This is a genomic window from Pseudomonas morbosilactucae (genome assembly GCF_023241715.1).
In the GTDB taxonomy this organism is placed as follows: domain Bacteria; phylum Pseudomonadota; class Gammaproteobacteria; order Pseudomonadales; family Pseudomonadaceae; genus Aquipseudomonas; species Aquipseudomonas morbosilactucae.
Genome location: NZ_JALQCW010000070.1, coordinates 29,675 through 55,499 on the forward strand (window position 1 = coordinate 29,675; position 25,825 = coordinate 55,499).

At 60.2% G+C, this 25,825-nt stretch carries 31 protein-coding genes; 16 read left to right on the top strand and 15 right to left on the bottom strand.

Going from position 1 to position 25,825, the window contains the following annotated elements:
- Positions 1–33: 33 nt before the first annotated feature.
- Positions 34–1,038, bottom strand: a complete 1,005-nt coding sequence (gene iolG, locus M1B34_RS24655; protein WP_268266463.1) for an inositol 2-dehydrogenase — start codon at positions 1,036–1,038, stop codon at positions 34–36.
- A gap of 41 nt (positions 1,039–1,079) precedes the next feature.
- Positions 1,080–2,105, bottom strand: a complete 1,026-nt coding sequence (locus M1B34_RS24660) for a LacI family DNA-binding transcriptional regulator (RefSeq protein WP_268266464.1) — start codon at positions 2,103–2,105, stop codon at positions 1,080–1,082.
- 170 nt (positions 2,106–2,275) lie between these two features.
- Here M1B34_RS24660 and M1B34_RS24665 point away from each other — a divergent pair, with 170 nt between their 5' ends.
- The 3 genes from M1B34_RS24665 (at position 2,276) to M1B34_RS24675 (ending at position 5,282) form a co-directional block, all read left to right on the top strand.
- A complete protein-coding gene (locus tag M1B34_RS24665) occupies positions 2,276–3,130 on the top strand; it encodes an SDR family oxidoreductase (RefSeq protein ID WP_268266465.1) in 855 nt (284 codons plus the stop codon).
- Positions 3,127–4,290, top strand: coding sequence for a phytanoyl-CoA dioxygenase family protein (locus M1B34_RS24670; protein ID WP_268266466.1), 1,164 nt, complete (start codon positions 3,127–3,129; stop codon positions 4,288–4,290). Before M1B34_RS24665 ends, M1B34_RS24670 begins: the two co-directional genes overlap by 4 nt.
- A 68-nt stretch (positions 4,291–4,358) precedes the next feature.
- The gene (locus M1B34_RS24675) at positions 4,359–5,282 is read left to right on the top strand and encodes a sugar ABC transporter substrate-binding protein (RefSeq protein ID WP_268266467.1); all 924 of its coding nucleotides are present in this window, start codon (positions 4,359–4,361) and stop codon (positions 5,280–5,282) included.
- A 60-nt stretch (positions 5,283–5,342) separates the two neighbouring features.
- Here M1B34_RS24675 and M1B34_RS24680 read toward each other — a convergent pair whose 3' ends face one another.
- The 4 genes from M1B34_RS24680 to M1B34_RS24695 all read right to left on the bottom strand — a co-directional run bounded on the left by M1B34_RS24680 (position 5,343) and on the right by M1B34_RS24695 (position 9,735).
- Entirely contained in the window at positions 5,343–7,748 is a 2,406-nt protein-coding gene (locus tag M1B34_RS24680; RefSeq protein ID WP_268266468.1) for a TonB-dependent siderophore receptor, read from the bottom strand.
- A 79-nt stretch (positions 7,749–7,827) separates the two neighbouring features.
- Positions 7,828–8,742, bottom strand: coding sequence for a FecR family protein (locus M1B34_RS24685; protein ID WP_268266469.1), 915 nt, complete (start codon positions 8,740–8,742; stop codon positions 7,828–7,830).
- A complete protein-coding gene (locus tag M1B34_RS24690) occupies positions 8,739–9,251 on the bottom strand; it encodes a sigma-70 family RNA polymerase sigma factor (protein ID WP_123335286.1) in 513 nt (170 codons plus the stop codon). The genes M1B34_RS24685 and M1B34_RS24690 overlap by 4 nt, the downstream gene beginning before the upstream one ends.
- Positions 9,252–9,426: 175 nt before the next feature.
- Positions 9,427–9,735: a hypothetical protein gene (locus tag M1B34_RS24695; RefSeq protein WP_268266470.1), complete on the bottom strand. Its 309-nt coding sequence runs from the start codon at positions 9,733–9,735 to the stop codon at positions 9,427–9,429.
- A gap of 239 nt (positions 9,736–9,974) precedes the next feature.
- Between M1B34_RS24695 and M1B34_RS24700 the strand changes: the two genes are divergently transcribed.
- From M1B34_RS24700 to M1B34_RS24720, 5 genes are read left to right on the top strand one after another with little or no spacing between them, the layout of a single operon-like run.
- Positions 9,975–10,511 (top strand): hypothetical protein, encoded by a 537-nt coding sequence (locus tag M1B34_RS24700; protein ID WP_268266471.1) that lies wholly within the window; start codon positions 9,975–9,977, stop codon positions 10,509–10,511.
- On the top strand, positions 10,508–10,852 hold the full coding sequence (locus M1B34_RS24705) for a hypothetical protein (RefSeq protein ID WP_268266472.1): 345 nt from the start codon (positions 10,508–10,510) through the stop codon (positions 10,850–10,852). Before M1B34_RS24700 ends, M1B34_RS24705 begins: the two co-directional genes overlap by 4 nt.
- 28 nt (positions 10,853–10,880) lie before the next feature.
- Entirely contained in the window at positions 10,881–11,597 is a 717-nt protein-coding gene (locus M1B34_RS24710) for a hypothetical protein (protein ID WP_268266473.1), read from the top strand.
- A gap of 60 nt (positions 11,598–11,657) precedes the next feature.
- Positions 11,658–11,969, top strand: coding sequence for a ParE family toxin-like protein (locus tag M1B34_RS24715; protein ID WP_268266474.1), 312 nt, complete (start codon positions 11,658–11,660; stop codon positions 11,967–11,969).
- Positions 11,966–12,472, top strand: a complete 507-nt coding sequence (locus M1B34_RS24720; RefSeq protein ID WP_268266475.1) for a glycine-rich domain-containing protein — start codon at positions 11,966–11,968, stop codon at positions 12,470–12,472. Before M1B34_RS24715 ends, M1B34_RS24720 begins: the two co-directional genes overlap by 4 nt.
- Before the next feature lie 371 nt (positions 12,473–12,843).
- On the opposite strand, the gene M1B34_RS24725 is transcribed toward M1B34_RS24720, so the two are convergent.
- The gene (locus M1B34_RS24725; RefSeq protein WP_268266476.1) at positions 12,844–13,122 is read right to left on the bottom strand and encodes a DUF3077 domain-containing protein; all 279 of its coding nucleotides are present in this window, start codon (positions 13,120–13,122) and stop codon (positions 12,844–12,846) included.
- A gap of 454 nt (positions 13,123–13,576) precedes the next feature.
- Positions 13,577–13,987, bottom strand: a complete 411-nt coding sequence (locus tag M1B34_RS24730) for a MarR family winged helix-turn-helix transcriptional regulator (RefSeq protein WP_221178442.1) — start codon at positions 13,985–13,987, stop codon at positions 13,577–13,579.
- 134 nt (positions 13,988–14,121) lie between these two features.
- On the opposite strand from M1B34_RS24730, the gene M1B34_RS24735 reads away from it, so the two are divergent.
- The 4 genes from M1B34_RS24735 to M1B34_RS24750 all read left to right on the top strand — a co-directional run bounded on the left by M1B34_RS24735 (position 14,122) and on the right by M1B34_RS24750 (position 17,025).
- Complete coding sequence (locus tag M1B34_RS24735) at positions 14,122–15,636, top strand: FAD-dependent oxidoreductase (protein ID WP_268266477.1); 1,515 nt, start codon at positions 14,122–14,124, stop codon at positions 15,634–15,636.
- Positions 15,637–15,881: 245 nt separating this feature from the next.
- Positions 15,882–16,013 (top strand): hypothetical protein, encoded by a 132-nt coding sequence (locus M1B34_RS24740; protein WP_259740438.1) that lies wholly within the window; start codon positions 15,882–15,884, stop codon positions 16,011–16,013.
- Positions 15,962–16,702, top strand: coding sequence for an AzlC family ABC transporter permease (locus M1B34_RS24745; protein ID WP_268266478.1), 741 nt, complete (start codon positions 15,962–15,964; stop codon positions 16,700–16,702). Before M1B34_RS24740 ends, M1B34_RS24745 begins: the two co-directional genes overlap by 52 nt.
- Entirely contained in the window at positions 16,699–17,025 is a 327-nt protein-coding gene (locus M1B34_RS24750) for an AzlD domain-containing protein (protein ID WP_123335278.1), read from the top strand. The genes M1B34_RS24745 and M1B34_RS24750 overlap by 4 nt, the downstream gene beginning before the upstream one ends.
- A gap of 262 nt (positions 17,026–17,287) precedes the next feature.
- Here M1B34_RS24750 and M1B34_RS24755 read toward each other — a convergent pair whose 3' ends face one another.
- On the bottom strand, positions 17,288–18,226 hold the full coding sequence (locus M1B34_RS24755; protein ID WP_268266479.1) for a LysR family transcriptional regulator: 939 nt from the start codon (positions 18,224–18,226) through the stop codon (positions 17,288–17,290).
- Positions 18,227–18,333: 107 nt separating this feature from the next.
- Between M1B34_RS24755 and M1B34_RS24760 the strand changes: the two genes are divergently transcribed.
- On the top strand, positions 18,334–18,843 hold the full coding sequence (locus M1B34_RS24760; RefSeq protein ID WP_268266480.1) for a nuclear transport factor 2 family protein: 510 nt from the start codon (positions 18,334–18,336) through the stop codon (positions 18,841–18,843).
- Positions 18,844–18,879: 36 nt separating this feature from the next.
- The gene (locus tag M1B34_RS24765; protein ID WP_268266481.1) at positions 18,880–19,995 is read left to right on the top strand and encodes an alkene reductase; all 1,116 of its coding nucleotides are present in this window, start codon (positions 18,880–18,882) and stop codon (positions 19,993–19,995) included.
- Between the two features lie 122 nt (positions 19,996–20,117).
- On the opposite strand, the gene M1B34_RS24770 is transcribed toward M1B34_RS24765, so the two are convergent.
- The 4 genes from M1B34_RS24770 to M1B34_RS24785 form a co-directional block, all read right to left on the bottom strand.
- Positions 20,118–20,402 (bottom strand): hypothetical protein, encoded by a 285-nt coding sequence (locus M1B34_RS24770; protein WP_268266482.1) that lies wholly within the window; start codon positions 20,400–20,402, stop codon positions 20,118–20,120.
- Between the two features lie 116 nt (positions 20,403–20,518).
- The gene (locus M1B34_RS24775; protein WP_268266483.1) at positions 20,519–21,112 is read right to left on the bottom strand and encodes a hypothetical protein; all 594 of its coding nucleotides are present in this window, start codon (positions 21,110–21,112) and stop codon (positions 20,519–20,521) included.
- Positions 21,113–21,288: 176 nt separating this feature from the next.
- A complete protein-coding gene (locus tag M1B34_RS24780; protein ID WP_268266484.1) occupies positions 21,289–21,711 on the bottom strand; it encodes a DUF4952 domain-containing protein in 423 nt (140 codons plus the stop codon).
- Positions 21,712–21,863: 152 nt separating this feature from the next.
- Positions 21,864–22,166, bottom strand: coding sequence for a YciI family protein (locus M1B34_RS24785; protein WP_268266485.1), 303 nt, complete (start codon positions 22,164–22,166; stop codon positions 21,864–21,866).
- Positions 22,167–22,508: 342 nt separating this feature from the next.
- Between M1B34_RS24785 and M1B34_RS24790 the strand changes: the two genes are divergently transcribed.
- Positions 22,509–23,576, top strand: a complete 1,068-nt coding sequence (locus M1B34_RS24790) for an NAD(P)/FAD-dependent oxidoreductase (protein WP_268266497.1) — start codon at positions 22,509–22,511, stop codon at positions 23,574–23,576.
- Between the two features lie 49 nt (positions 23,577–23,625).
- On the top strand, positions 23,626–23,841 hold the full coding sequence (locus M1B34_RS24795) for a hypothetical protein (protein WP_268266486.1): 216 nt from the start codon (positions 23,626–23,628) through the stop codon (positions 23,839–23,841).
- A gap of 48 nt (positions 23,842–23,889) precedes the next feature.
- Here M1B34_RS24795 and M1B34_RS24800 read toward each other — a convergent pair whose 3' ends face one another.
- Positions 23,890–25,056, bottom strand: a complete 1,167-nt coding sequence (locus M1B34_RS24800) for an alpha/beta hydrolase (RefSeq protein WP_123335249.1) — start codon at positions 25,054–25,056, stop codon at positions 23,890–23,892.
- A 175-nt stretch (positions 25,057–25,231) separates the two neighbouring features.
- A complete protein-coding gene (locus M1B34_RS24805; RefSeq protein WP_123335247.1) occupies positions 25,232–25,819 on the bottom strand; it encodes a hypothetical protein in 588 nt (195 codons plus the stop codon).
- Between the last annotated feature and the right edge of the window lie 6 nt (positions 25,820–25,825).

Consider the following 25,825-nt stretch of genomic DNA (forward strand, 5'->3'; position numbering starts at 1 on the left):
GGCGCCCGACACATCACCGGGCGCCAGCGTTGCTCACGCCCCGTAGTGGACTTCCACGCTGCGCCCAGTACGCACCGACGCCAGCGCGCAGTCGGCCAGGTGCAGCGCATACAGGCCATCGCGGGCACTGGTGGGCAGCGGCCTGCCCTGGTTCAAGGCATCGATAAACTGCCCCAGTTCATTGCGATAGGCATCGGCGTAACGCTCAAGGAAAAAATGCAGTAACGGCTCCCGGGCCTCCGTGTGCTCGGCACTCCAGTGGCGCAAGGTGCTGGGGCGATGATTGTCGGTCAGCAACACGCCTTGGGACCCCGAGACTTCCACTCGCTGGTCATAGCCATAGGGCGCCTCGCGGCAGCCGTTGATGTGGCATTGCTTGCCCGAGGCGGTACGCAGCATGACCATGACGCTGTCATAGTCATCGATCGCCTCCAGCCCGGGGTCCACCAGGCGGCTGGCAATGGCGCTGACTTCCACCGGTTCCTCCCCCAGCAGGTGGCGGGCGGTGTCAAAGTCATGAATGGTCATGTCGCGCAGGATGCCCCCGGAATGGGCCAGGTACTCTCGGGAGGCAAGGCCTGGGTCGCGGCTGGTGATGATCACCTGGCGCACGTCACCGACATGACCGGCATCGATGGCCTGGCGCAAACGCAGCATGTCGGGGTCGAAGCGTCGGTTGAAACCCAGCATCACCCGGCCCTTGAGACGCTCGACTTCAGCCACCGCGTACCGCGCCTTGTGAATATCCAAGTCAATGGGCTTTTCGCAGAGCACCGCCTTGCCCCGAGTCACCGCGCCCAGCAGCAGATCAATGTGGGTGTCCGTGGGGGTGCCGATCACCACCGCATCGATGTCGTCCCGGGCCAGCGCCGCCGCGCAATCGTAGGCCACCTCACAGCCCAATTGCGCGCCCAGAGCGTTCACGCCCTCGCGCCAGGGATCCGCCACCAGCACCAGGGTCGCCCCGGGATGAGCGGCGACGTTGGCCGCGTGGATCTTGCCGATGCGCCCGGCACCGAGAACCGCGATACGTAACATGGTCTGACTCCTTGCTCTTGTTATGAGGGGCTTGGGTGAAATCAGTGGGGCAGATTGAACGGGGTCACCACCTGGACCTGGGATGCCGGGATTGGCCCGGCCTTCCACAGGCGATGGAATTGCAGGATGTGCAGCAATACATGCCGGGCATCGACCTGCAGGTTGTGGTCGATGATTGCGGCGATCTTTTCCTCGGCCAGCAGCTGGCGGTTTTCTTCATCCAGGTCGTGGCCGATAAACACCTCCAGCGGGCGCCCGAGAGCGGCAAAGGCATCGACAATTGCCCGGTTGCCGCCACCGACGCTGTACACCGCCTGGAGGTCGGGGTGGTGTTGCAGCGCCTCGCTGACCCGCTCGAAGGTGCGCTCGTACACCCCATAGCCGCCGCTGATATCCAGGACCCGCAAGTGCGGCGCGCGCCCGCGCAGCCACATGCGAAAGCCCATTTCGCGCTCTTCCTCGCCGCGAAACAGCTCGCTGCCGATCACCACCGCCACGTCCTGGGGGCGGCTGTCGAGCCAGCGCGACACCAGATAGGCAGCGGTCTGCCCTGCGGTGCGATTGTCCATGCCGACGTAGCCGATGCGTTCGCTTTGCGGCAAGTCGGTGACCAGGGTCACCACCGGAACCCCCGCAACCGTCAACTGCTTGACCGCCTGGTTGACCGCCGGCTCGTCGGCCGCCTTGAGCACCACGCCCTGGCTGCCCTTGGCCGCACAACGCAGCAGCAGGTCGTGCATCTGCTGGCTGTCGATGTCTTCGAACAGATGGAAACGCGGGGCGATGCGAAACGGCGCCAGACTGCTCAACTGCGCGGTCATGGCCGCCTGCACCGCGTTACTGAAACGCAAGGGGGTGTGCATGACCACGTCGACATGAATGGTATGCCCCACCGCCAGGCCGTTTTTCTCTTGGGCTTCGAGCTCGTCCAGGGCCTGTTCGATACGCCGGTTAGTCTGGTAATGCACGCTGCCACGCTGATGCAGGACTCGGTCCACCGTGGCCTTGCTGACCCCCGCCTGGGTGGCGATCTGCTTGATGGAAAAGTGTTTGGCGCGTTCGAGCATGGTGAGCACGGCCCTTGAGATTGAGGTTTTCTTGATGTCTTTTTGGGGATTTATGAGGCTTTCTCAATGCTAGTCTCTTGCTCGTCGGGTGTATAGCCAGCCTCGTAAAAAGACCTTGAGCAGCCGCTGTCGCCCCACTGAGCAGAACAAAAACAACTCAGGAGAACCTCATGTCCGACACTGAATTCGCCACCGCCTTCAGCGGCCAGTTTTTTATCGTCACGGGCAGCACGCAAGGCCTGGGCGCCGCCGTGGCCCACACCCTGGCGCGGCGCGGCGCCGCCGGCCTGATCATTTGCGGCCGTAGCCGCGACAAGGGCCAGGAGCAGGTGCGGCAACTGGCGCAGCTCGATTGCCAGGCGTTTTTCGTCGAGGCCGACATGGAGCAGGTCGCGGATTGCCGGCGGGTCATCGACGCCGCCCGGTCCCACTTCGGCACCCTCCATGGCCTGGTCAACTGCGCCGGCATGTCAGACCGGGGCACCATCCTCGACACCTCGCCGGAACTGTTCGACCGCCTGTTCGCGGTCAATGTGCGAGCGCCGTTCTTCCTGATCCAGGAGGCCATCAAGCTGATGATCAGCCAGGGTGTGGAAGGCTCCATCGTCAACATCCAGAGCGTCACCGGCCATGGTGGGCAGTCGTTTCTTTGCGCCTATGCCGCGTCCAAGGGCGCCCTGGCGATCCTCACCAAGAACGTCGCCTTCAGCGCCCTGCGCAACCGTATCCGGGTCAATGGCCTGAATATCGGCTGGATGGACACGCCCCACGAAGATGAAATCCAGCGCCAGTACCACGGCGCCGAAGACGGCTGGCTGGAGACCACGGAACAGGCTCAGCCGTTCGGACGCCTGCTCAAGCCTCGGGAAGTGGCGCAAAGCGTAGCGTTCCTGCTGTCCCGGGAGTCGGGAATGATGACGGGGGCGGTGATCGACCTGGAGCAAGGCGTGATCGGCTGCGGCGACAGCTCGACTCCACGCCCGGACGCGCCCTTGAGCCTGGCCGAACCGGGAGCCCGGCCATGAGCGCCGCCACCTTGGTGTTCGCCAGCCAGGACGCGCTGAACCTGGAGACCTTTGCCGCCCTCTGCCAGCAACCGGTGCCGACCGAGGCCTACCCCCATTGCCAAGCCGTACTCAACCGGGTACCGATCTATCACGCCGCCACCCTGCACCAGGCTTTGCAGGGGGACCCGAGCGTCCTGAAAAGCGAACTGCATCGTTTGTTCAGCCAGGGCCCCGGCGTCATGGTGGTACGCCAGGGCTTCGCTGACCCCGCGGTGGTGGACCGGCACAGCCAGGTGTTCGATGCGATCTTCGCCGCCGAGGCCGAACACGCGGTAGCCGCGGACCACTTCGCCAAAGCCGGCAGCAACGGGCGGATCTGGAACGCCCTGCAAAAAGCCGCCCTGCATGCCCCCGAATCCTTTGTCGAGTACTACGCCAATCCGCTGCTGGGGCTGATCGCCGAAGCCTGGCTGGGGCCGCACTACCAGGTCACCGCCCAGGTCAACGTGGTGCATCCCGGTGGCCAGGCCCAGCAACCTCATCGCGACTACCACCTGGGCTTCCAGAGTACGGAGGAGGTGCAGCGCTTTCCCCTGCCCCTGCATGTGTTGTCCCAATACCTGACCCTGCAAGGCGCGGTGGCCCATTCCGATATGCCCCTGGAAACCGGCCCAACCCTGCTGCTGCCGTTTTCCCAGCAGTACGAGCTGGGCTACCTGGCTTGGCGCCACCCGGCCTTTATCGACTATTTTCAGGCCCACGCGGTGCAACTGCCACTGAACAAGGGCGACCTGCTGTTCTTCAACCCGGCACTGTTCCATGCCGCTGGCAGCAACCGCACCACCGATCGCCAGCGCATGGCCAACCTGTTGCAGATCTCCTCGGCCTTCGGCAAACCCATGGAAAGCCTCGACCGCGACGCCATGATGCAGGCGCTCTATCCCACGCTGCTCAAGCGCCTTGAGCAGGGCGAGTTGGACGAGGCGGGGCTGACAGCCGTGATCGCCACAGTCGCCGACGGCTATTCCTTCCCCACCAACCTCGACACCGACCCGCCACTGCACGGCCTGGCGCCCCAGACCGGCCAGCAACTGCTCTACCAGGCCCTGGATCAACGCTGGCCCTACGCCGACTTTGCCGAGCAGGTACAGCGAATGCGCGACAAACGCCGGGCCTGAATCACAGGCCCGACGGCCACACACGATCGTTCCAAGGTTTGCCAAAACAACAAGACAGGACCGAAACCATGAAGCAGAGATTGTTTGCCTTGCTCCTTGCCATTGTCTTTGCCCCCCTGGCGCTGGCGGATATCCGCATCGGCGTGAGCATTGCCCAGGTCGACGATGTGTTCTTGGCGCAGATGCGTGAATACATGGCTGCCCACGCCGGGCAATTGCCCGGGGTCAGCCTGCAGTTCGAGGATGCCCAGGGCGATGTGGTGCGCCAGTTGAACCAGGTACAGAACTTCACCAGCCAAGGCGTGGACGCGATCATCGTCAACCCGGTGGACACCGCCGCCACCCAGAAAATCACCACCGACGCCACCCAGGCCGGCATTCCCCTGGTCTACGTCAACCGTCGCCCAGACTCACCCGAGCTGCCCAGGGGCATCGCTTATGTCGGCTCGGACGAGGTCAAGGCCGGGGAAATGCAGATGCAGTACCTGGCAGAAAAAATGAACGGCAAAGGCAACCTGGCAATCATGCTCGGCCTGCTCTCCAACAACGCCACCCACAACCGCACCCTGGGGATGAAGACGGTGCTCAAGCGCTACCCGCAGATCCATGTGGTGGAGGAGCAGAGCGCCGAGTGGCAACGCAGCAAGGCCATGGACCTGATGAACAACTGGATCGTCTCTGGCAAAAAAATCGACGCCGTGGCGGCCAACGCCGATGAAATGGCCATCGGCGCGGCCATGGCCATTACCCAGGCCGGGATGCGGCCTGGCCAGGACATCCTCATCGGCGGCAGCGACGGCGGCCCGGCGGGCCTGGAAGCCGTCCGCAAGGGACAGTTGCTGGTCACCGTCTATCAGGACAACAAGGGGCAGGCGGTGGGCTCCATCGACCTGGCGCTGAAGATGATCCGCAAGCAAGCCTACACCGCCGAAGTGACCATTCCCTATCAACTGATTACCCAGGCCAACTACCAGCAATTCCTCAACCCTTGAGCCGCTCGGGCGCCTTGGGCCGGGGCTGGAAAATGCCCCGCCTCGCCGCCTACCGCCGCTTCAATACACCCAGCTCAAGGTCAGCGTGGCGTTGCGTGGGTCGCCATAGAAGTTGTTGCCACCACGGTGACGGTTGGAGACCGGGATGTAGTAGGTCTTGTCGGTGAGGTTGTTGCCCACCAGGCTCAGGGTGGTGTGCTGGTCGACGCGGTAGGCGAGGTTGGCGTTGAACAGGGTGTAGCCGCCCTGGTACATGTCGCGGGTGGTGTCGGTGCTGCTCTGGGTGGTCAGGCCGCCGCCGATGCTCCAGCGCTCGCCATCGCCGGCCAGGCGGTAGTCGGTGTAGAGCCGGAACAGGTGCTTGGGGAACCATTCGTTGAACGGGTCCCCGGCCTTGACGGTGCTGGACACGTCCTCCAGGTATTCGCTGCGAGTGAAGGTGTAGCCGGCGGACAGCTGCCAGCGCGGGCTGAGGGCGCCGGACGCTTCCAGTTCCAGGCCCTGGCTGCGGACCTTGCCCGAGGCCTCGTTGCAGTTGTCCTGGCAGGTCGGGTTGCCGTTATCGATGCCGCGGTTTTCCTGGAGGATGCGGAACAGCGCCGCCGACAGGTTGAGGTCGCCGCCGAAGTATTCACCCTTGATCCCGGTTTCATAATTGGCGCCGACGATGGGCTTGAGCGGGGTGTTGGACTCGTCCACCAGGTTCTGCGGTTTGAAGATGCTGGTGTAACTGGCGTACCAGGACAGGTGCTCGCTGAAGTCCCAGACCAGCCCGCCGTACGGCGTGAGTTTACCGTCTTCGCGGTACGGCGAACGGCTCTCGACACCGGTGCCGAGGTTCTTGAAACGGGAGTTGAAATAGAAGCTGCTGTAGCGGCTGCCGAGGATCAGCTTGAGCTCGTCGCTCAGGTTGAACCGCGTGGTGGCGTACAGGCCACGCTGGTAGTTGTCGTAGCGGTAACGGTTGCGATACGGCACCTCGGGCTTATCCAGGCTGGCGGGGTCGAAGCCATAGACGTCGATCACCGCTGTCTGCGCGCCGATGCCCCGCAGGTTGTCGTAGAGCTCTTTCTGATAATCCCCACCCAGCACCAGTTCATGCTCACGGCCCAGCAGCGGGAACTTGCCGGACAGGTTGAGGTTGGCCGAATACTGGTCGCCCTGGTTGTGCCGGGCGATGTAGTTGTTCAAGCGCGCCGTACCGGCCGCCCCCACTCCCGCCGTGCCGTTGCCGAACACGCCGATGAACTGCCCCTCGGCGTCAGACTGGGTGTAGTTGAGGGCACTGCTCAGGGTCCAGTTGTCGTCCAGGTGATGCTCGACCTCGGCGAACAGGTGGGTCTTTTCATAGGTCATGTGGTTCCAGCTGGCGCCCAGGAAGGTCGAGCGCGACAGGTCAAGGCTGCTGTAGTCGGTGGACATGGGCACGCCGTAGAGGTTGGGCACGCTGTGGCTTTTTTGCCAGTTGAAGCCGGTGGTCAGGCTGGTGTCGGGGGACAGGTCATAGGCCAGGCTGGCGAACAGTACCTGGCGGTCGCCGCCGACGTAATCGACGAACGACTGATTCTGCTGATACACCGTGACCAGCCGCCCACGCAGCGACGCATCGCTGTTCAAGGGGCCGGAGACGTCGATCTCATTGCGGTACTTGTCCCAGGAACCGGCACTCAAGCGAGTGGACAGTTGAACGTCCCGGGTCGGCGCCTTGCGCACCAGGTTCACCGTGCCGCCCGGTTCGCCGGTGCCCTGGGTCAGGCCAGAGGCGCCACGCAGCACTTCGACCCGGTCGTAGATCGCCAGGTCGGGGGAGTCGCTGGAGGCTTCGGCCGACCCCATGCCCGGCACACTGCCCTGGAACTGCGAGCTGACGCCGTTCTGCTGGACGTTGTCCATGGCAAACCCCCGGGAATAGAAACGCGCCTGGTCCGGCGTCTCGTACAGCACATTGACCCCGGTCACCTGGCTCAAGGCGTCTTCCAGGCGAGTCATGTTCTGGTCGTCCATGCGCTGGCGCGTGACCACACTCACCGACTGCGGGGTTTGCCGCGGGCTCAGGTTGAGCTTGGTCGCGGTGCGCATCTCGCCGGTGGTGTAGGAACCGCTGCCCTCGGTGGTCGAGCCCAATTGCCCGCCACGAACCGTGGTGGCAGCGAGGTTCAAGGCCCCTGGCAGGTCTTCCATGATCAGCCACACCGGCCCTTGCTGGCGGGCACTCAGGCCGGTGCCGGCGAGCAGCAGGCGCAGGGCTGCATCGGGTTCGAAACGGCCGCTCAGGGCCGGCGCCAAACGCTGGGCCACCAGGCGATCGTCCACCGCCAGGGTCAGGCCGGCGAGGCTGCCCAATTGGCGCAGGGATTGACCCAGGGGCTGGGCCGGCAAGGCCAGTTCCAGCGGGGCGGCCTGGGCGTGCAACACGCCGGCCAGGGCACTGGCGGCGATCAGGGTATTGAGCGAAATGCGCAGCATGGTGTTTCTCGTTAAGGGTCGGCAGATACCCATTGACGAAGGGGGTGAGCAAATCCCTGATGTCGGCTGCGAAAAAAATTCAGCGGGCCACCAGCACGGTAAAGCTGCCCCGCTCCTCCACCCGCACCGCCGCCAACTGCGGCAGGCTGTGGAGGAAGGTGTCGACGTCGGCGGTCTGCACCACCGCCGTCAGGCTCAGGCTCGACCGGCCCTCCACCCGCAGCGGCCGTTGCCGGTAGCGCGACAGCCCAGCGGCAATCTCCACCAGGTCGGCGCGGTCGAAGGTCAGGCTGCCCTGCTCGAAACTGAAGGCCCCCGCCGCCGCCCGCTGAATGCGCTGTACCTGCCCCCGCTCATCCGCCTCGGCCACCTGATCGCGCTCCAGCACCAGGCGCTGCCGGGCACTGCCGAACTCCACCCGGCCGCGATCGACACTGACCTGCACCCGCCGCTCGAAACGCTCCACCACAAAACGCGTGCCCAGTACCCGCACCTGGGCCACACCGGCCTCCACGGTGAACGGTCGCTGCGGGTCGGGGCGCACGTCGAAAATCGCCCGCCCCTGCAACAGAAACAGCTGGCGGCCGTGTTCGGTAAAAGTCACGTGAATGCGGGTGGCAGCGTCCAGCACCAACTGGCTGCCGTCCGACAGCGTCTCCCGGCGCCGCTCGCCAATGCCCGTGACCAGTTGCAAATCCCCCAGGGCGCGGTAACGCAGGGTCAGCAGCGACGCCAGGCTGGACAAGGCCGCCAAACCTAGCAGCCCGTTGCGCACAAACCGCCGACGGCCGAGGGACTCCATGGCGCCGGCCAGGGCCGCGGTTTTCGGGGTCGAGGAAAAATCCCCCCACAACTCGCTGAACACCTGGTACTCGGCGGCGTGGCGCGGGTCGGCAGCGAGCCAGGCCTGGAACGCCTGGCGCTCGGGATGATCGGCGGGCAAATCGAGCAACCGGGTGAACCAGCGCGCTGCCTGCTGACGGGTCGAACTCACGGCGCCAGCACCTCACGGGCCTGGCGCAAATCCAGCAAGGCCCGCATCAGATGACGCTCCACCATCGACAGGCTGATGCCCAACATGCGGGCGATTTCCGGCTGCCGATGGCCCTCGATCCGTGCCAGCCAGAACACTTCCCGGCAGCGCGGCGGCAAACAATCAAGGATGCGCTGCAAGGCCAGCAGACGCTGCTGCAGATCCGCCAGATGTTCCGCCGAAGGGGCAAAGTCCGCGTTTTCCTGCCGGTCCATCCAGGGCTCGCCCTGTTCCTCGGGCATCGGGTAATAGCGCGCCGCCTCACGGAAATGGTCGATCAACACCGAGTGCGCCACCCGGCGCAAATAGGCATTGGGCTGCTCGATGGGCGTGCGCTGGCTGGCCAACAGGAAACGGATAAAGGCATCGTGCAGCACATCGTAGGCCCGCTGCACACACTGAGTCCGGCGACTCAGGCTCAAGAGCAAGTCGGTGTAGGCCCAGCGCAAATTGATTCCGTTCCAATCCATCCCGGCAGCCTCTGATCGGGCAGACAACACGTCGAACGCTCGACGCAAGGGGCACCGGCCCCAGCCAGCGGGGGCGGCGCGGCGAGGATAGAGCCTGGAAAATCAAAACGCAAATAGGAAGCGTTATTATTAGTGCGCTTTGGAGGGGCGGATAAATCCCCGCCCGGGGCTGGCGTCAGGGCTGTGGCTGGACGGATCTGCGCGATGATTTGCGCGTGACGCTGAACGGACTGGCCCGCTGTGGAAAGGCCTCTTTCGGGTAGTAGGCGACGCCGTACTCGACACTCCCATCACAGGACTTTGCCAGCCATTGCTCGCTGCGGTAGCCGTTGAGGCCCGTCGTAATCATGCCGAACTTTTCAATGCTGACCGGACAACGGCTGCCGATGTCCTGTTTGATCAGTTGCAGCCATTGCTGATCGAGATCGCTGGCCAGAGCGCTGTGGGAAATGATTAGAAGCAGGGCTGCGGAGAAGTAGCGCATGGTTTTTTTCATGAGTGGCCGAGTATTTAAGTTGAAGAACATTTGGGGTGGGCGTGTGCTGTAACACCAACCAAACGTGGATAGTGCCGCAGCCTGAACGACACTGGTCATTGAGCCAAGGTATCAAAGCAATACCCTCAGAAGTCAAAATGCCATTATTCTAAGCGCCATCGCTTGCGCCTCAGTGATCAATGAGCGCAGAGCTTCAAACGTGCAGGATCCACCGACAAGGAGTCTAAATGCTATCCCCTGAACTCTCACTGCCCGGGAAGCTTGATAACAGCCTGACCAAAGGTTTTTGTTTTCTGTTTGGTGGGCTAGTTAATGCATTGATTTGGCTATTGGGTCTTTTTTCTCTGGCCGCCTTAGTTTCAGAAATTTTCGAATATGGCGAGGGCCTAGCCGACGTTTCATGGGATGAGTGGGGGTTTATGCTGTTTTTCGTATTGTTGCTTTGGAGGCATATCCGTTATAGCCAGTACTTTGCTACAGGGTTTTGGAAAGGACTAAGTCGATTGTTAACTTTTCAAGGGCGGTTGGCTTGCGCATGGCTTAGTGTTTTCGGACTTTTAGTCATTTTCGAGCAGCAAGCGGGGGCTCCAATTGATCTGATCAACACTGTTGCGGATCCTGTAGCAGAGCTCACTGTATTAGGTTTTGCCCTTTTGGCGCTCTACTTGGCGGCACCTACCGCGCCTGCTCAACGCTCTCGGTCAACCACCACTTCTAGCGTGGAACCCACGCTGACTAACGCCGAAAAGGAAGTCACCGCGTGAAAGTCTTTAACCTTGCACTTTCTCTAGTGCTCAGTGGCGCTACTACTTCTTATGCTTTGGCCAATGATGATGCTGAACACCTGATCATCAGTTGCCAGGAGCTGCTGAAAATTTACTCAAAGCGCGATCAACAACATCTGCTTGCTGGTCTTACAACCTCTACGTCTGAAGCCCTAAGGGCAGGTTACTGCCGTGGCGTACTCGATGAGTTTCGGCGCAGCAATGAGTCCTGCACACAGAGCAACTGGTACGTTCAAGCCGAAAGTATCGCAAAGTACTCAGTGTATGCAGAGAAACAGTCGTCAGTTAAATCACTGTTGAAGCAATCCTGTGAGCTCTAATCCAGACCAGTGGCCTGAGCATACAAAGGTGTTGGAAAGACTGCTTTGCCCGCCGCTATCGGCTCCTCTTTCTCAAAAGCAATACGGTGCACTCAGAGTCTCGCTTAATACGCTGATTGAGGCGCTTGCGAGTGCGGGAAAGGGCCGCGGGGCGCTGAAAGCAACACTACCACCACTCATAGACATGAAGCGCAGCAGACTCAATGGACCTGGCGCTAGAGGTAGTCGCGAACGTTGGCAGCTCAATCCTGACAATGAGGTGCTGATCTGGAACGCCATCTTATTGCAGGGGCTGTTTGGTGTACCCAAAATCGCGATTACGCTCATCAGGGAGCATTCAGAGCGAAAGGCCTATGTGGGTTGGGCCAGTCAGCTCTTTCTGGGTCGCCAATCTGTGGCAGGGCTTGGACTGTTACGCCAGGAGATGATCATTCTCCTTGAGCGATTAGCCGAAGCGGATCTTTCCAAAGAAAAACTACCGAATCCATTTGCAGATGCCTTGCCACAAATGGGATTCGGTCCCCACGAAGGTAATTTGCTGAAAACTCTGGCGAGTCAGACAGCTGTACTTTCGATGGGAGACAGCATGATGGCTCACTATCTAAACGACGAACTAGAACTGGCCTATAAGAGGGCCAATGAAGTGGTGACAGATAATGCTCTCCTGCTGAAGTACCGTGATCTCATCATCAGCGAATACCAGGAAGCGAAGGAGTTTGATGATTTGTTGGATTTCCTTCGCTGACCTATTGGTTGTGGAATCCACACAACGAAACTGGTTCCGTCATCACACACGGAGCCAGTCATGCACACCATTCAATCCATTCTCTCCTGCTGTCCACACCAGGTCAGCGCCTGTCACCAAGCCAGAGCCATCGACATTGATCAAGCGCTGTTATCGGGAACGCCCTTTACCATTTTGGGCGGCAAGCGCGTGCGCTGTCGTGAAGGGTTGCTACGCTTCAAACTCGGCAGTGACTGGCGTTTGCTATATCAAATCACAGCTACCGGCTACTTACCTTGCGCGCTAGTCAGTCGTCAATGTTTCGAACGTGAGCTGAAGCGAAGGCGGGCCATCAAGGCCTGCAACCTTCAATCACAGGAGAAACACACATGAATGCAGTCGTATCGCTGAACTCGCCACTGCTGGCGGAAAACGGCCTGGACATGCGCTTCAGCCGTCTGGATTTCGAGCGTTTGAAGCACAAGTACACTGAGTCCTCGGAGGCAGAAATGTCAGCGGCTGAATGGGATATGGCCGAACAAGAGTACCGCCGTTTTCTGACACTAAAGAGCTTCTACCCTTCTGTTGTATTGGTGCCCAGCAAGATGGTGGATACCCTCTGGCATGCGCATATTTTGGATACTCGCGCATACCGCGAAGACTGCCAGCAGGTATTCGGTCGCTTTATTGATCATTACCCCTACTTCGGCATCTACGGCCAGGATGATTACCAAGAGCTAAAGAATGCCTTTGCTCAAACGGTCACCCTGTATGAAAAGCACTTTGGTGCGTATCCGGGGGGCGGTGACGAGACTCAGGCCATGCGTTGTGGTGACGACCATAAGTGCCATGCACCGACCCCTTGCGCCTGCCGCGTAGAAGGCGCTTGTAAATAACCCCTGCCCAACGCATTTAGGAAGCAATAATCATGAGCAAACAACCGGCAAAACCAAGCCGTCCGAACTCCCAGAACACACCTCGTCCGGTAGTTCCTAATCTGCCAAGTACCACGGGTAATAAGTCCGGCGGTGATCGCGCAAACTATCCACCAGCGAAATCTAAGTAAGCGTGTAGGGATGACAGGCTGTAGGAGATGGAATTCGCCTCTGCCTGTCATGCTTTAATCCGCATCAATCGAGATGGCTTACCTTGATATCGTGCTCGAAAAATGGTTTCGGAAGAGCGCCCCTGGCCAAAACCAGCCCCCGTCTAAAAAACGCCGCTTCTCTCCCACCCAAAGCGGCGTTCAAACGACCTCACCTCCTACTTAAACCTCTCCCCGCTCCTGCAACCCGAACCCCACATCATCAATCACCGCCTTGCCCATTTCCGCGAGGAAGTGCGAGGCCCAGGCGTAGCGTTCGCCGTGTTCTTGCATGGCAGCGTCGAGGGCGAGTTTCTTTGCGTAGTAGAGCAAGGTCGAAGCCTGCTCCAAGGCCTGTTGCAACGGCACATCGGCGTTGACACGAAACAAGCTATGGTTGGGCACGCCGCACTCTCCGAAGGTAACGAAACCCAGGGTTTTAACAGCGCTTGACGTGCTCATAGCCAGTCTCCTGACGGCGCCAGGAAGCGGCTTTGTGTGAGCAGAGAACAGCGAGAGGGAAGGCAGTGAGGTACAAACGGGTTACCGGCGTACATGCTTGAAACTCCCATATCAAAGTGAGAGCTACCACGTTCGTTACCAAGCGAATGGGTGGCAGCCGTGCGCAGGTTGGTAAACCGGAGATACAGGAACCCGGCAGGGACGAGCCCTCCCACGCACAGCCGCCATTGCACGATTATGCGGACACAAAAAAGCGCCACCATCGTGTACTGCGGCGCTGTTGCGCCTGTATCAACACGGGTTACCAAGCCCGGTCGCTGATTGTGCAGCGACGGGCGAAGGTTAGCGTTGCGTCCGGTGCGATGCAACCGCCAAGGCGTGGCTATTTATGTACCTTAGTGAGGCTCCAAAAGTCGCCGTGATCTTCACAAATCGGGTGATCTTAGGCCCCGCGTTACGGATGCTCCAGCGCCGCCAACGCATCGTCCTGGATGCCATCGGCGAACTTGCGCATCAGGCGCACCAGGTTCTCCACGTCCTGGTCCTCCCACGAGGCGAAAATCGCCAGGCCAATGCGCTCTCGCGCTTCATCGACACGGTCGGTCATCGCCTTGCCCTTCTCGGTGATGACCGACTCGCGTACACGGCGGTCGGTGGCGCTTTCCTGGCGATTGATCAGCCCCAGGCTTTCCAACTTGGTCACCTGCCGGCTGACGGTGGTGTAGTCGCGCCCCACACGGTCGGCCAGTTCGACGACGCCAATGGGCCCTACCCGCTCCACCAGAACCAGCAACGGAAACAAGGCGCGGTCCAGGGAAATGCCCGCTTCGCGCACCATGGCCTCGTCACGCTGCGGGCGGTTCATGACCGCGACAATCTCCAGCAGTGCGCCATGGAGCTCGCGAAGCTGTGCGCTTATATGTGTATTTTGCACATTATTTGTTGACACGTTTTTTCCTTCGCTTAACTATGTGCATATTGCACATATCGGAGAGCGTGATGAAACAGCCACTCGCAGTTGACGTATTGATTTGCGGCGCGGGCGCTGCCGGTCTGATGCTGGCGATTGACCTGGCACGAAGGGGCATTTCGTTGCGCCTGATCGAAAAAAACGCCCTGCCCTTCCACGGGTCCCGCGGTAAAGGTATTCAGCCTAGAACCCAGGAAATATTCGAGGACATCGGCATCCTCGGCCGAATCGTTGCTGCGGGGGGAGTCTATCCGACTGAGCGGCGATACCGCGACGATGGCAGCCACAGCGACGCGGATGTGATCGAGCATTTCGATCCCACGCCGGCCGAACCTTATCCCGTGCCGGTGATGCTGCCGCAATATCTGACCGAACGGGTGATGCGCGAGCGCCTGCTGGAACTGGGGCACCACGCGGACTTTGACTGCGAGCTGGTCGGCTTCGAACAGGATGCCGATGGCGTCACCGCCCGCCTGACAGGCAAGAGCGGAGCAGAAACCCTGCGCGTGCAGTGGCTGGTGGGCGCCGATGGTGGCCGCAGTTTTGTGCGCCATACCCTGGGCATCGACTTCCCCGGCAAGACCCTCGGCGTTCGCGCCCTGGTGGCCGATGCGGTGATAACGGGCCTGTCCCGTGATTACTGGCACCGCTTCAGTGATGGCGACATGACGCGGCAGATCTCGCTGTGCCCACTGGCCGGTACCCATCTGTTTCAAATCCAGGGCCCGATCCCCCTCGACGGCGACGTTGATCTGTCCGCTGAAGGGCTGACGACCCTGGTGGCGCAGCGCACCGGCCGCAACGATATTCAGGTGCAATCCGTGTCCTGGTCTTCGCCCTACACCATGAATGCCCGGCTGGCCGACCGTTACCGCACCGGCCGCGTGCTCCTGGTGGGGGATGCGGCGCACATCCACCCGCCCACCGGTGGCCAGGGCCTGAATACCAGCGTGCAGGACGCCTACAACCTGGGCTGGAAGCTGGCGGCAGTGATCCAGGGGGCGCCCGAGGCGCTGCTGGACAGTTATGAGGAGGAGCGCCGGCCGGTGGCCGCGTCGATGCTCGGCTTGGCGACCCGGCTGCTTGAAGCGCAGAAAAAAGGCGATATGCGCCGCGGCCGCGACGTGCACCAACTCGATATCGGCTACCCCGAATCCAGCCTGGCCCTTACGCACGCCGATCGCAGCGGTCGTCTGTCGGCGGGCGATCGAGCACCGGATGCGCCGATCTGGGGTGCAGCCGGTCACCCGTCGCGGCTGTTCAACCTCTACCAAGGCACCCATTGGACCTTGCTGGGCTACGGCCTGGAGCGCGATGCGGTGCCGCCCCGCGCAGGGCTGCGCATCCACACCTTCAGCCCCCACGGCGACCTGTTCGATGACCAGGGGCATTTCCATGAAGCGTACGAGCCAGCCATCGATGATTGGGTATTGGTGCGCCCGGATGGCTACGTCGGCGCGATCGTCGCCCAGGGCGATGTGCAGAGCCTGGAGCGCTACCTGCAGCAGGTCGGCCTGGGGGCTGGCAACAACAGCCACGACTGACACAACGGCCCCGCGTCTTTTTTCAACCACATCGCCAGCCTGGATGCCGGGTATTTCTCCCACTGGCTGCCCATCGCTTTCACCGAGCGATCGGTGAGCTCTCCCCTGTGCCCGAGGAGATACCCAGGCGGTGCGTTCGCGCCTTTCAGCAGCATCCTCCGGCACCGACACGCTCCCCCCCAACGCCCTGCGCAGCACGGGTCATGCGGATATCCACCCCCACGGACCTCAGGTGCAGGTATCGTATGCCCTCCTCTATTTCCAGCCTCGAAACAGGCAACCTGCCGTTGCCGCACCGGCTGCACAAAAACAACAAGGACATGCAATGCAGTACCGAACTGGAGCGCAAGCCTTCGCGCACGGCGTTCGAACCCTGATGCCATTGACCCCCGGCGTGGTGCCCTTCGGGTTGGTCACCGGAGTGATGGCCATTGAAATGGGCATGTCACCCGGCATGACCCTGGGCATGACCCTGCTGTTTTACTCGGGCTCGGCCCAGATGGTTGCCCTCCAGCTGCTGCACAATAACGTCCTGCCGGTGGCGATTGTGGTCACTGCGTTGATCATCAACCTGCGCTTTATCATGTACAGCGCCTCGCTGGCGCCGCACCTGCACCACTTGCCCCGTCGCTGGACATGGCCCATGTCCTACCTGCTGTCCGATCAGTCGTTCGCGCTGTACAGCCTCAGGTTTTCGTCGGGCGAACCCGGGCGCTTCGGGCATTACTTTTACGCCGGTACGGCGGTGGCCATGTGGCTGGTCTGGCAGCTGTCGGTATTGGCCGGGGTCTTCTTGGGGGCCAGCATCCCCGAGTCATGGTCATTGAGCTTTGCCATTCCCCTGTCTTTCCTGGCACTGCTGGTGCCCAACCTGCGCAGTGCGGCGAGCCTGGGCGCCGCATCGGTCGGCGGGTCGATCGCCGTGTTGGCCATCAACATGCCCTACAACCTGGGGTTGGTCATGGCTTCGATCGGGGGCGTTGTGGCCGGCTTACTGATTGAGAAACTGCGTAGCCGCCCCTCGAACACCGAACGTCCTGACAATGTTGAGAGGGAAACCCAATGAGCGATCTGGCGTTGTGGGGGCTGTTTCTGGCGGTCGGCGTAGGGACCTTTGTCATGCGCCTTTCGTTTGTCGAACTCTATGGTCGCTGGCGCATCCCCGAGTGGCTGAACCGGGCCTTGCTCTATGTACCGGCCAGCGTGCTGGCCGCGCTGGTACTGCCCGCCGTGGTGTACCCCAATGGGCACACTGAATTCGAGCTCGCCAACCCGCAAATCCCCGCCGCCATCATCGCCGCCTGGGTCGCGTGGAAAACTCGAAATACGCTCCTGACCCTGGCGGTCGGCATGGCCGCACTGCTGCTTTTCAAGTTGATTGGGGGGTGAAGCGCTGACCTTTAATGCGTTGACGCGCCCTCTCAAACAGCCCTGCGCTGGCGGTTGGTTTTCCAAGCTACGCACAAGCCAGAGTCTGCGACAACGACCCCGTGTACAGCCACGCGAGCTGATCATTGTCGAGGGGGATTTGAGTTGAAGGTGTGTGGTTCAAGGGGGTCGCTTCGGGGCGATTGCCGCCCCTCACGCCCAGTGGCTCTCGGCCAATGACGACCACTGCAGATCGCTGCATAAACCTCACGGGCATCAGGCTCTACGACAAACCGCTGCTGTGACTTGCACCGAACAGCGTTGCTTGCTCTTTGGCCATCTTGAGCAAGGCATCGACGACAACCCTCACTTTCGGCTGGATGTAACGCGTACGCGGCCAAATGACGTGTATGGGCATGGTTGCTCCTGCGTAGTTGTCCAGAACAGTGACCAAAGCCCCACTGCGCAAATGCTCCGAAACCAGCCAGGTGGGCAATTGACAAAGTCCGCAGCCATCTAGGGTCGCGCGCAACATCATTTCACCGTCACCGAACTCATGGCGCACGCGCACTTCCTGCTCTTCTGCCTCGCCTTTGGCATTCCTTAGCAACCACGCCATGCGCAGCCCTTTACGCCAGGCAATGATGCAATCGCATTCCTTTAACGCGGACGGATGCAGAATCGGCGGGCAGCGGCTCACGTAGTCGGGCGCCGCACAAACCACCAGATGCTGCTCACCGAGCCGGCGTGCGACTAACTCCGGGTCATCCTTGAGGTCGCCGATTCGTACCGCCAAATCAATGCCATCGTTGATCATGTCGACCGTCCGCTCACCGAAGGTCACCGTCAAGTCGAGCTGCGAGTATTGCCGGGCCAGAGCAATCAGCATGGGGGCAATATGGCGTCGGCCAAATGCAGCAGGAAGATCGATACGCACACGTCCCTTGGGCTCGGCGACGCCGTTGAGAAAGCTCCCTTCAATACCCCGCAATTCATCCATGACTCGCAAGCAACTGGCGAGGTAAACCTCTCCCTCACTGGTCAAACTCAGTTTGCGCGTGGTGCGGTGCAGCAGCTTGATACCGAGGCGTTTTTCCAGGCGGGTGACGCTTTTGCCCACTGCCGAACTGGTCACGCCCAGTTGCAACGCAGCCGCCGTGAAACTCCCGCATTGAGCCGCCTGGGTGAACTCCGGGATGCCATCGAATTGAAAGGAATCCATGACGGGCTCCACATTGCTGAAAGCTCGATTCTATCCCTGGAGGATCAACTGATTGTAATTTTCCCGAATTAATAGATTTTTTTGACTGGATTAAGGTGGCCTTCCTTTTGAACGCCCTTCCCCTGAAGGCCACTGTGAACGCCGATGTGAACCGACTGCTCACCCTTGAAGCGATCAGGAACCTGCGACTGCGCTACTGCCATCATCTCGATGCCAATCGGATGGATGCACTCGTACAGTTGTTTACCGAGGACGCCATTTGCCAGGTTGATCGCGGTTGCTGGAGGGGCCGTGACGCCATCCAGCAGGGCTTGTCCCAAGCCTTTTCAGCATTCGATGTGCAACAACGCGGGGCGTATCCCTTCATGCACGCTGTGTCGAATCACTGGATCGAGATTCTCGGTGAGAACCGGGCCGAAGGGCGTTGCTACCTGATCGACTTCGCCACGCAAAGGGCTGCCGACGAAAACCCGCTTCTGCTGGTTGGGCTGTATGCCGACGAGTATCGCCGCGTGAAGGGCCAATGGCTGATCAGCCGTACCCGCCTGGATGTCGTCTGGCCTGAGCCCGATGTCGGCGGCGGCGATCCAGGCAATGGGCTGGTTCTGCCGTCCTGATCCCTCTCCCCTTTTCCCTGACTTCCCGAGTTTCTGATGAACACATTATTCAAACCCTACGATCTGGCCGGTACCGAGTTGGCCAATCGCGTGGTCATGGCGCCTATGACACGGGCAAGAGCCCTTGACGATATTCCGGATGAACACACGGTTCTCTACTACGCCCAACGAGCCTCTGCCGGGCTGATTATCAGTGAAGGCATCCCGATCTCCCGCGAGGGCTGTGGTTACCTGTTCAACCCCGGTCTGTATAGCGATGAACACACTCGAGCCTGGCGGCGAGTCACTGATGCCGTCCACGCCAAAGGCGGGCGGATCTTCGCGCAACTGTGGCATGTCGGACGCATGTCCCATGTGTCACTTCAGCCTGGGGGCGCCTCTCCGGTGTCATCGGTCGCTACCGTTGCCGCCAGCTCGAATGCCTACGGCTGGGTTGAAAAAGACAAGCCCGGCCCCGTGCAGGCAAGCCTCCCAAGAGCCTTGAGCACAGCCGAAGTGCATCGGGTCACCGGTGACTTTGCAAGCGCCGCGCGACGTGCGCTGGACGCTGGTTTCGACGGCATCGAATTGCACGGTGCCAACGGCTATCTCTTCGAGCAATTCCTGAACGGTGCGTTGAACACTCGCCAGGACACCTACGGCGGCTCCATCACCAATCGCCAACGCTTCCTGCTCGAAACACTGGATGCCTTGGCCGCAGCAATTGGCAGTGCCCGGGTAGGCGTGCGGTTGTCCCCATTTGGTCGCCTTTTCGACATGCACCCCTACGCCGAAGAAACCGATACCTGGCTGAGCCTGGCCTCGGCGCTCAATGACCGAGACCTGGCGTATGTGCATTTGAGTGATCAGCTCACGATTGGCGCAGAAGCGATTCCCGAGGGTTTTGCCGTTCGATTCCGCCAAACGTATCAAGGCACCTTGATCGCTGCGGGAGGCTTTAATCGGGAGCTGGCAGAGACTGTGCTGGAGGCCGGCGATCTGGATCTGATCGCCTTTGGTCGCCCATTCATTTCCAATCCCGACCTTGTCGAACGGATGCAAAACGGCTGGCCGATAGCAGAAGGTGATCGGGCTACTTTTTATGGCGTCAACGGCAGCCCAACCAAAGGCTATACCGACTATCCCGCGTACAGCGAAACGGTGACGAATTAAGTCGCGCAAAGCCCGGGGGGAGATTCGTCTCCCTCCAACGATTAAATCTCGCAACCGGCCAAACGCAGCCTTTAGAACACCTCACCAGGACGACACAATATGGGTTCGGGTGGGCGCCATCGTTACCAGGGGATCCTTGCAATTTCCGCTGGGCTCATCGCACGCCAATCAGTCTGCAGAATGCCGTAATCAACACGGGCAGACTCAAGGGCATCTTCCAAGGACAGCATCAGATGGTCGCCATCAATCTGCTGGCCGGCGTAATCGATGAAGCGAATCTCCAGATAAACCGGTGGTTCGCCCTCTCCCTCGACCTCAAGGCCAAACAGCACGATAGCCGTGACGCAGGGGCGATATTCACAGGGTTGCCGCACCTTGGCGACTAGGTAAACGGGCGTTTGCGACATTCGGGCACTCATGAAGGTTGGATGTCCTCGGGGTTCAGGTGCGCCATGAGGCATGCCCGCAAACGCCATGGGAATTCAAGCCTCTCTCGCGTCTGATCGCATCCCGCGAAACATCACTACAGGCCGGGATGGGTATCGATAGAGGGCTTGAAGTCGGGGTTTTCGAAACGACGCTCGCGGTAATAGGTGTTGGCCGTGGGCCCGGCGTATTTATAAGTGACCTCCGGGTTGGGCGTTAGATGCCACCCGGAGCCTTCTTTGTCGCGCTCGATCAGCGAAGGGTACAGCGTGCAAGTGCCTCCCGAACCCGACGTCATTCTGAACTGATAATAACGCCCGGCCTGTGGCGTGAACTGCGCTGTCACGGAGCAAGACTGGGTAAGCGGCCCCTCCCAAAACATCCCCACATGGGTTTCGATGCCGGGTCGGACGGGTGTTTCAAAGTAGTCGGACGTCAGGTTTTGCCCTGCTTTAGGCAGGCCCGCATCCTGTGTATTGATAAAGGGCAAGGGCCCTCGGCGAACGACACCTCCCGAACGCACACCGTGTTCGTATTGGTATATATCGGCATGCTGGGTGAAGTTGACGATACGGATCCAGGCGGGGTTCGGCTCGTGTTCCGGTGCAATGAAGTAGTGGGTCTGTGGGAGGTATTGGCAGCCGGCAAACAACGGCAGGATCAGCAGGCAGTGGGTACGACGAACAGACATGACGCGGGTCCTTGGCGGCGTTGGTGTACAGACCACAGCACCGGGAATGCATTCCGCAGCGGCCCCAAAATGTTCCTCTTGGCCATTGACCACACACTGAATCAACGATGATGGTGTAGACCCTTACTCGCCGCCCCCCGGCTACCGCATGGAAGGCACATCCATCCTTTTTCCCTTCAGAACTCTTCAGTCGTGATGGATGCCGTGATGTAGAAATACGTTATTTTCGACCATGATTCCCGTTGGTTGACGGGCGTTTCCTCGGACCCCATACCGAGCGTGTACCAACGCTGTGTTGTTGTATCGCGATAGGAATAAATCGTTGAATCCCAGCCGCAGCAGATGTACCGGAGCTTCGGCTGCCTGAAGCTCCGGCTCATGTACCGCTCAGCCTCAAGGGCCTCCGAGCCTTTTACGCGGTAGCGAGCAACGATGGGTTTTCCCAGCTCGTCGTTGTTTTTAGTGCACTCCAGAAACTCTACAACCTCAGGCTTTTCGCTGAGTTCCGCCAGCAGGTCCCCGCATTGCGGCTCAGCCATCGCGTGGCTGGCAACCAGTGACCCACCTACCAAGACAAGTCCGCCAATCAGTCTGTTCATTGATGCTCCCAAGATAGGCGTGCCAATGTATTCCTTCTCCCCTCTATACGCCTGATGCCCCATCAAGTCCTCCCAGTAGAGAGAGGAAAACGCTTGTTGGGTCGCTTCCGACATGAGGCGCGCGCGCCCATTAACGCCTGACCCTGTACAACCTACTGGCGGGGAAGCTCGCGAATCTCCACTGTGCCGCCGGCCTCAAAAACCGGGTTGCCGGCAAGGAAGGCTTTCGCTTCTTCAAGATTTTTTGCCCGAACTCGAATAAATCCACTGATATCCGCCACGGCCGCCACGCTCGTGTGTCCTTTGCGCAGGCATTCGCCCTCACCGATGGAACTCCCCCCGTCGAATAGCCCGGTGCCGCGCAGCCTGGTGAAGTACTGCGCCCACAGCTCTGGATCACCGGCTGCAGCCGGGTCGCTCGCATCTCGGTGCATGAAGAGTATGTATTCGTTCATGGGCGTTCTCCTGGTTCATGCGGTTGCGGGGATGCTGCCTGAACAGTGGGGTTGGCTAAAGCGTTTGCCCACTCTGGGCCAATGGAGCCTTTTATGAGCGACAACTATCGGCCCAAGGCTGAACTGCTCTGGCGAAATTCGCAGCTGGTGTTATCTGATGCATCAGGGATGCTACTGACGCCGGACAGCTGCGGCAATCTGCGTTTTGCCGAGACAGTCGCCGCTGTATTCATGACTGAACGCATTGCTCTAGTCGGTTTAAAGGCACCGCCAAACAATCGAAATGGGTACTCTTACCTCAATGCTGAAACCGTGTGGCTCGTCGACAAAACGGAGGTTGATATGGGAAATGGTCAGGGCAAACGCGTCGTTGTCATTGGTGCAGGTATCGTGGGTGCGTCACTGGCGTATCACCTGGCTGGTAAAGGCGCGAATGTAACGTTGATCGAGGCTGAAGGCATCGCGTCAGGAGTGACTGGACGCTCATTCGCGTGGATCAACACCTCACACCACGAACCTGACCCCATTGCGCAGCTGCGCGGTGCTGCAATCGAGGAGTACCGCCGACTCGAAACGCAGCTGCCTAACCTGAAGATACGATGGACCGGCGCCTTGTCTTACAGTGCGAAGTCGGATGAAGAACTCGCGCCTTCAGGTCACCAGGCGTTGGACAACAAGGTGTCGCGATCACAGATTCTCGACCTTGAACCCAATCTCAAGAACCCTCCCCAATCTGGTTTATTTGCGGCTGAAGAAGGAGCGTTGGACGCCGTGGCCGCTGCGCATGCGTTGATCGCCGGCGCCGAGGCATATGGGGCGAAGGTTCTCACTCATACCCGAGTTCAGGGTTTTGTAACTAAGGGTGCGAAGGTGACCGGAGTCGAAACAACAATCGGCACCCTCGATACCGATATCGTTGTATTGGCGGCCGGGACAGGTATCAACAAGCTGGCAGACATGCTTGAAGTGTCCCTTCCGATTGAGGCCTCGCCTGCCATTTTCATCCGTTACAAATCACAACCCGACCTTGTGCACACCCTGATCTCCAGCCCTGAAATGGAAGTGAGGCAAAGCGCGGATGGTGCGTTGCTGGCGGCAGAGGATTACTTGGACGACACCCTGGAGAATCAGCCAACAGCGATAGCGCTTCGAACTGCCAAGGCAATCCAGAACGAACTCCATGGGGTGGTTTCCATAGATCCGGAATCAGCGTGTATCGGACTCAGGCCCATGCCTGCCGATGGTATTCCCATCGTCGGTTATCTACCAAAAGTGGGCGGCGTCTATGTGTGTGCAATGCACCCTGGCATTACTTTGGCGGCGATAGTTGGACGCCTTGCCAGTGAGGAGATCATCGACGACAAGGCATCCAGTGCCCTTTGCCTGTGTCGGCCCGCTCGATTCTTATAGCCGCAGTGAGTCCTCTTGTGGGGCAGCAAACTTTACTCAGGAATTAACCATGCACTGCCCCACCTGCGGTGAATACGGGGACCTTGCCGTGTTCAGCGTCAAGCAGACAAAAGCACAGGTCATTGCCTGTACCGAGTGTGATTCGCTGTGGAAGACCGCGGATATGACGGCCATTGGCGAAACGTTTTTAGACGTCGCCGATTACCTGCGTGAACAGCATCTGGCGCCGGACTGGAGCGCGTTGACGCTGTTGCGCAGGATCTGACTCCGCCTGTAGGTGCTCGCTCGGTCATCCGGCCCATAGCGGCTACGGCTAAGGCGTAAAGCGCCAATACACCCCGTTCCCATCAGTGACCTGGGAGAGTTTTTGCCGCTGCCCTGGGCGTTTGCCGGTGTTGATGATGTTGTAGATGTCGTAGATCAGCGTGGTCGAATCGCCGTAGTACGAGTGGCTGAGAAAGTCGGTCTTGACCAGGCTGGCGTCGACCGTATCGATGCCGGGCGCCACCATCAGGTTGTCGGATACAAAGCCCGCGCGGGGGTATTTGTGAAAGGTCTTGGAGGCCAGCAACGCCCAGTCCTTATCCGAGACATACAGGGTCACCGGCCATTTGGCGGGGGTGATGCCGGGGACGATTTCATCGGCAAAGACATCGGAATCGATATCCGGCGCCGCCAGGATGACTTCCTTGATTTTCCCCCTGAGCTGCGGGTGCTGCATGTTCAGGGTCACCAGGCTACTGGCCACGGCGCGATTGCCCATGCTGTGGGCGATCAGGTAGACCTTCTTCACACTGGGCTTTTTCAGGTAGTCCACCAGGAACGCGTAAAACTTGGTCTTGGCCGCCTCGATCGCCGCTTCATCCGGCACGTACTCTTGGGGCTTGCCCGCCGAGGGCCAGCTATAGAACGCCGGCACCCCTTTAAAATCGAGATCGTAGGCCATCTGCGCAGTGCGCTTGGCGGCGTCTTCAAACGTCACGTTGTAGCCGTGCACATAGATGAAACTGGAGCCGTTTTCTTTCAGGCGATGGCTGATCAGTTGATCGAACTCGGCCTTGGCCACCACGCCCCCGCCGAGGATGGCAATATGTTTATCCGGGTTCTCGGACCACTCGAGCTTGAACCAGGACGGCGATTCGATCACCCCGGTCTTGTGGTCGAACGGAATCTTCACATGGCAGTAGCCGTACACCAGCAATTTGCCGCGCTTTTGGCCCAGCGCATCAACGCAGCCTGTGTCGGAAAGCACGTTGCGGTTAGTGGCAAAGAACACCGTGACGATCCCGGTCATCTTGTCGACGAACGCATTGCGCGCCGGGTCGGACACCTTGGGCAGGGTGCCGGTTGCCGCGCCTTCGACAGAGGGCTGTCGGTACGGGTCATAAGCGCCCTCGTCCCCCAGGTCTCTGCCGGCACTGCCACACGCGCTCAAAAGAGCCAGCGCGGCCAACAACACTATGCGCACGATCGCATCCATTCGTATCGATTCCTGGGGTTCAAGCAGCGGGAAAACAGGCCGCAGATTTAATCGAAATCAGCCCTGGGTGTCCAATCCGCATCCACCCCATCGCCCGATTCACGCCCATAAAAAACGCCGCTTGCCCGTCAGGCCAAGCGGCGTTTCAACGGCAGCAGTGCCGCTCGCGTCGCGTTTACAACAGGCGACGCTGCACGGCTTCTTCCAGGGTGCTGCGGGCCAGTTCCTGGACCACGTCGCGGGTGTCTTGCTGGAAGGGAATCGCCACGATCAGCAGCAATTGCATCCAGGTGCGCACCGATTCGCTTTTACGGATGCGCCCCACTTCCTGACCGTCCTTGTCTTTGAACACGGTTTCCAGGGTGAAGGTGTTTTTCGCCGTGGACGGAATGATAAAGAAGGTCGCGCCCGTGATGATCGCCGAGGCCATGCTGAACTGTTCGTTGTTGTACAGGGTGGCTTCGGCATAGAGGTCCGATTCGACCTTGTCGGTGCTGACCCGGGTAAAGCGCCCGGACTCACGGAACGCCTCGGCCACCGCGGTTTCCCAGGCCGCGGCCGGGGCGCCAGCGGCGGCGTTGGCCGGCCCACCGTTGACCTGGAACATCGCGGTGGTGCGCACAAAGGCGCTGGGCTTTTGCGCTGGCGCTTCGGCGGTTGGCGGCCAGGCCTTGACCGGGGGCAGTTCGTGTTGCGAGTAGGACGCGCAGCCCGTCAGCAGAACGGCCGCGAGCACCAGGGCATGTTTGATTGAACCCAACATAGATTG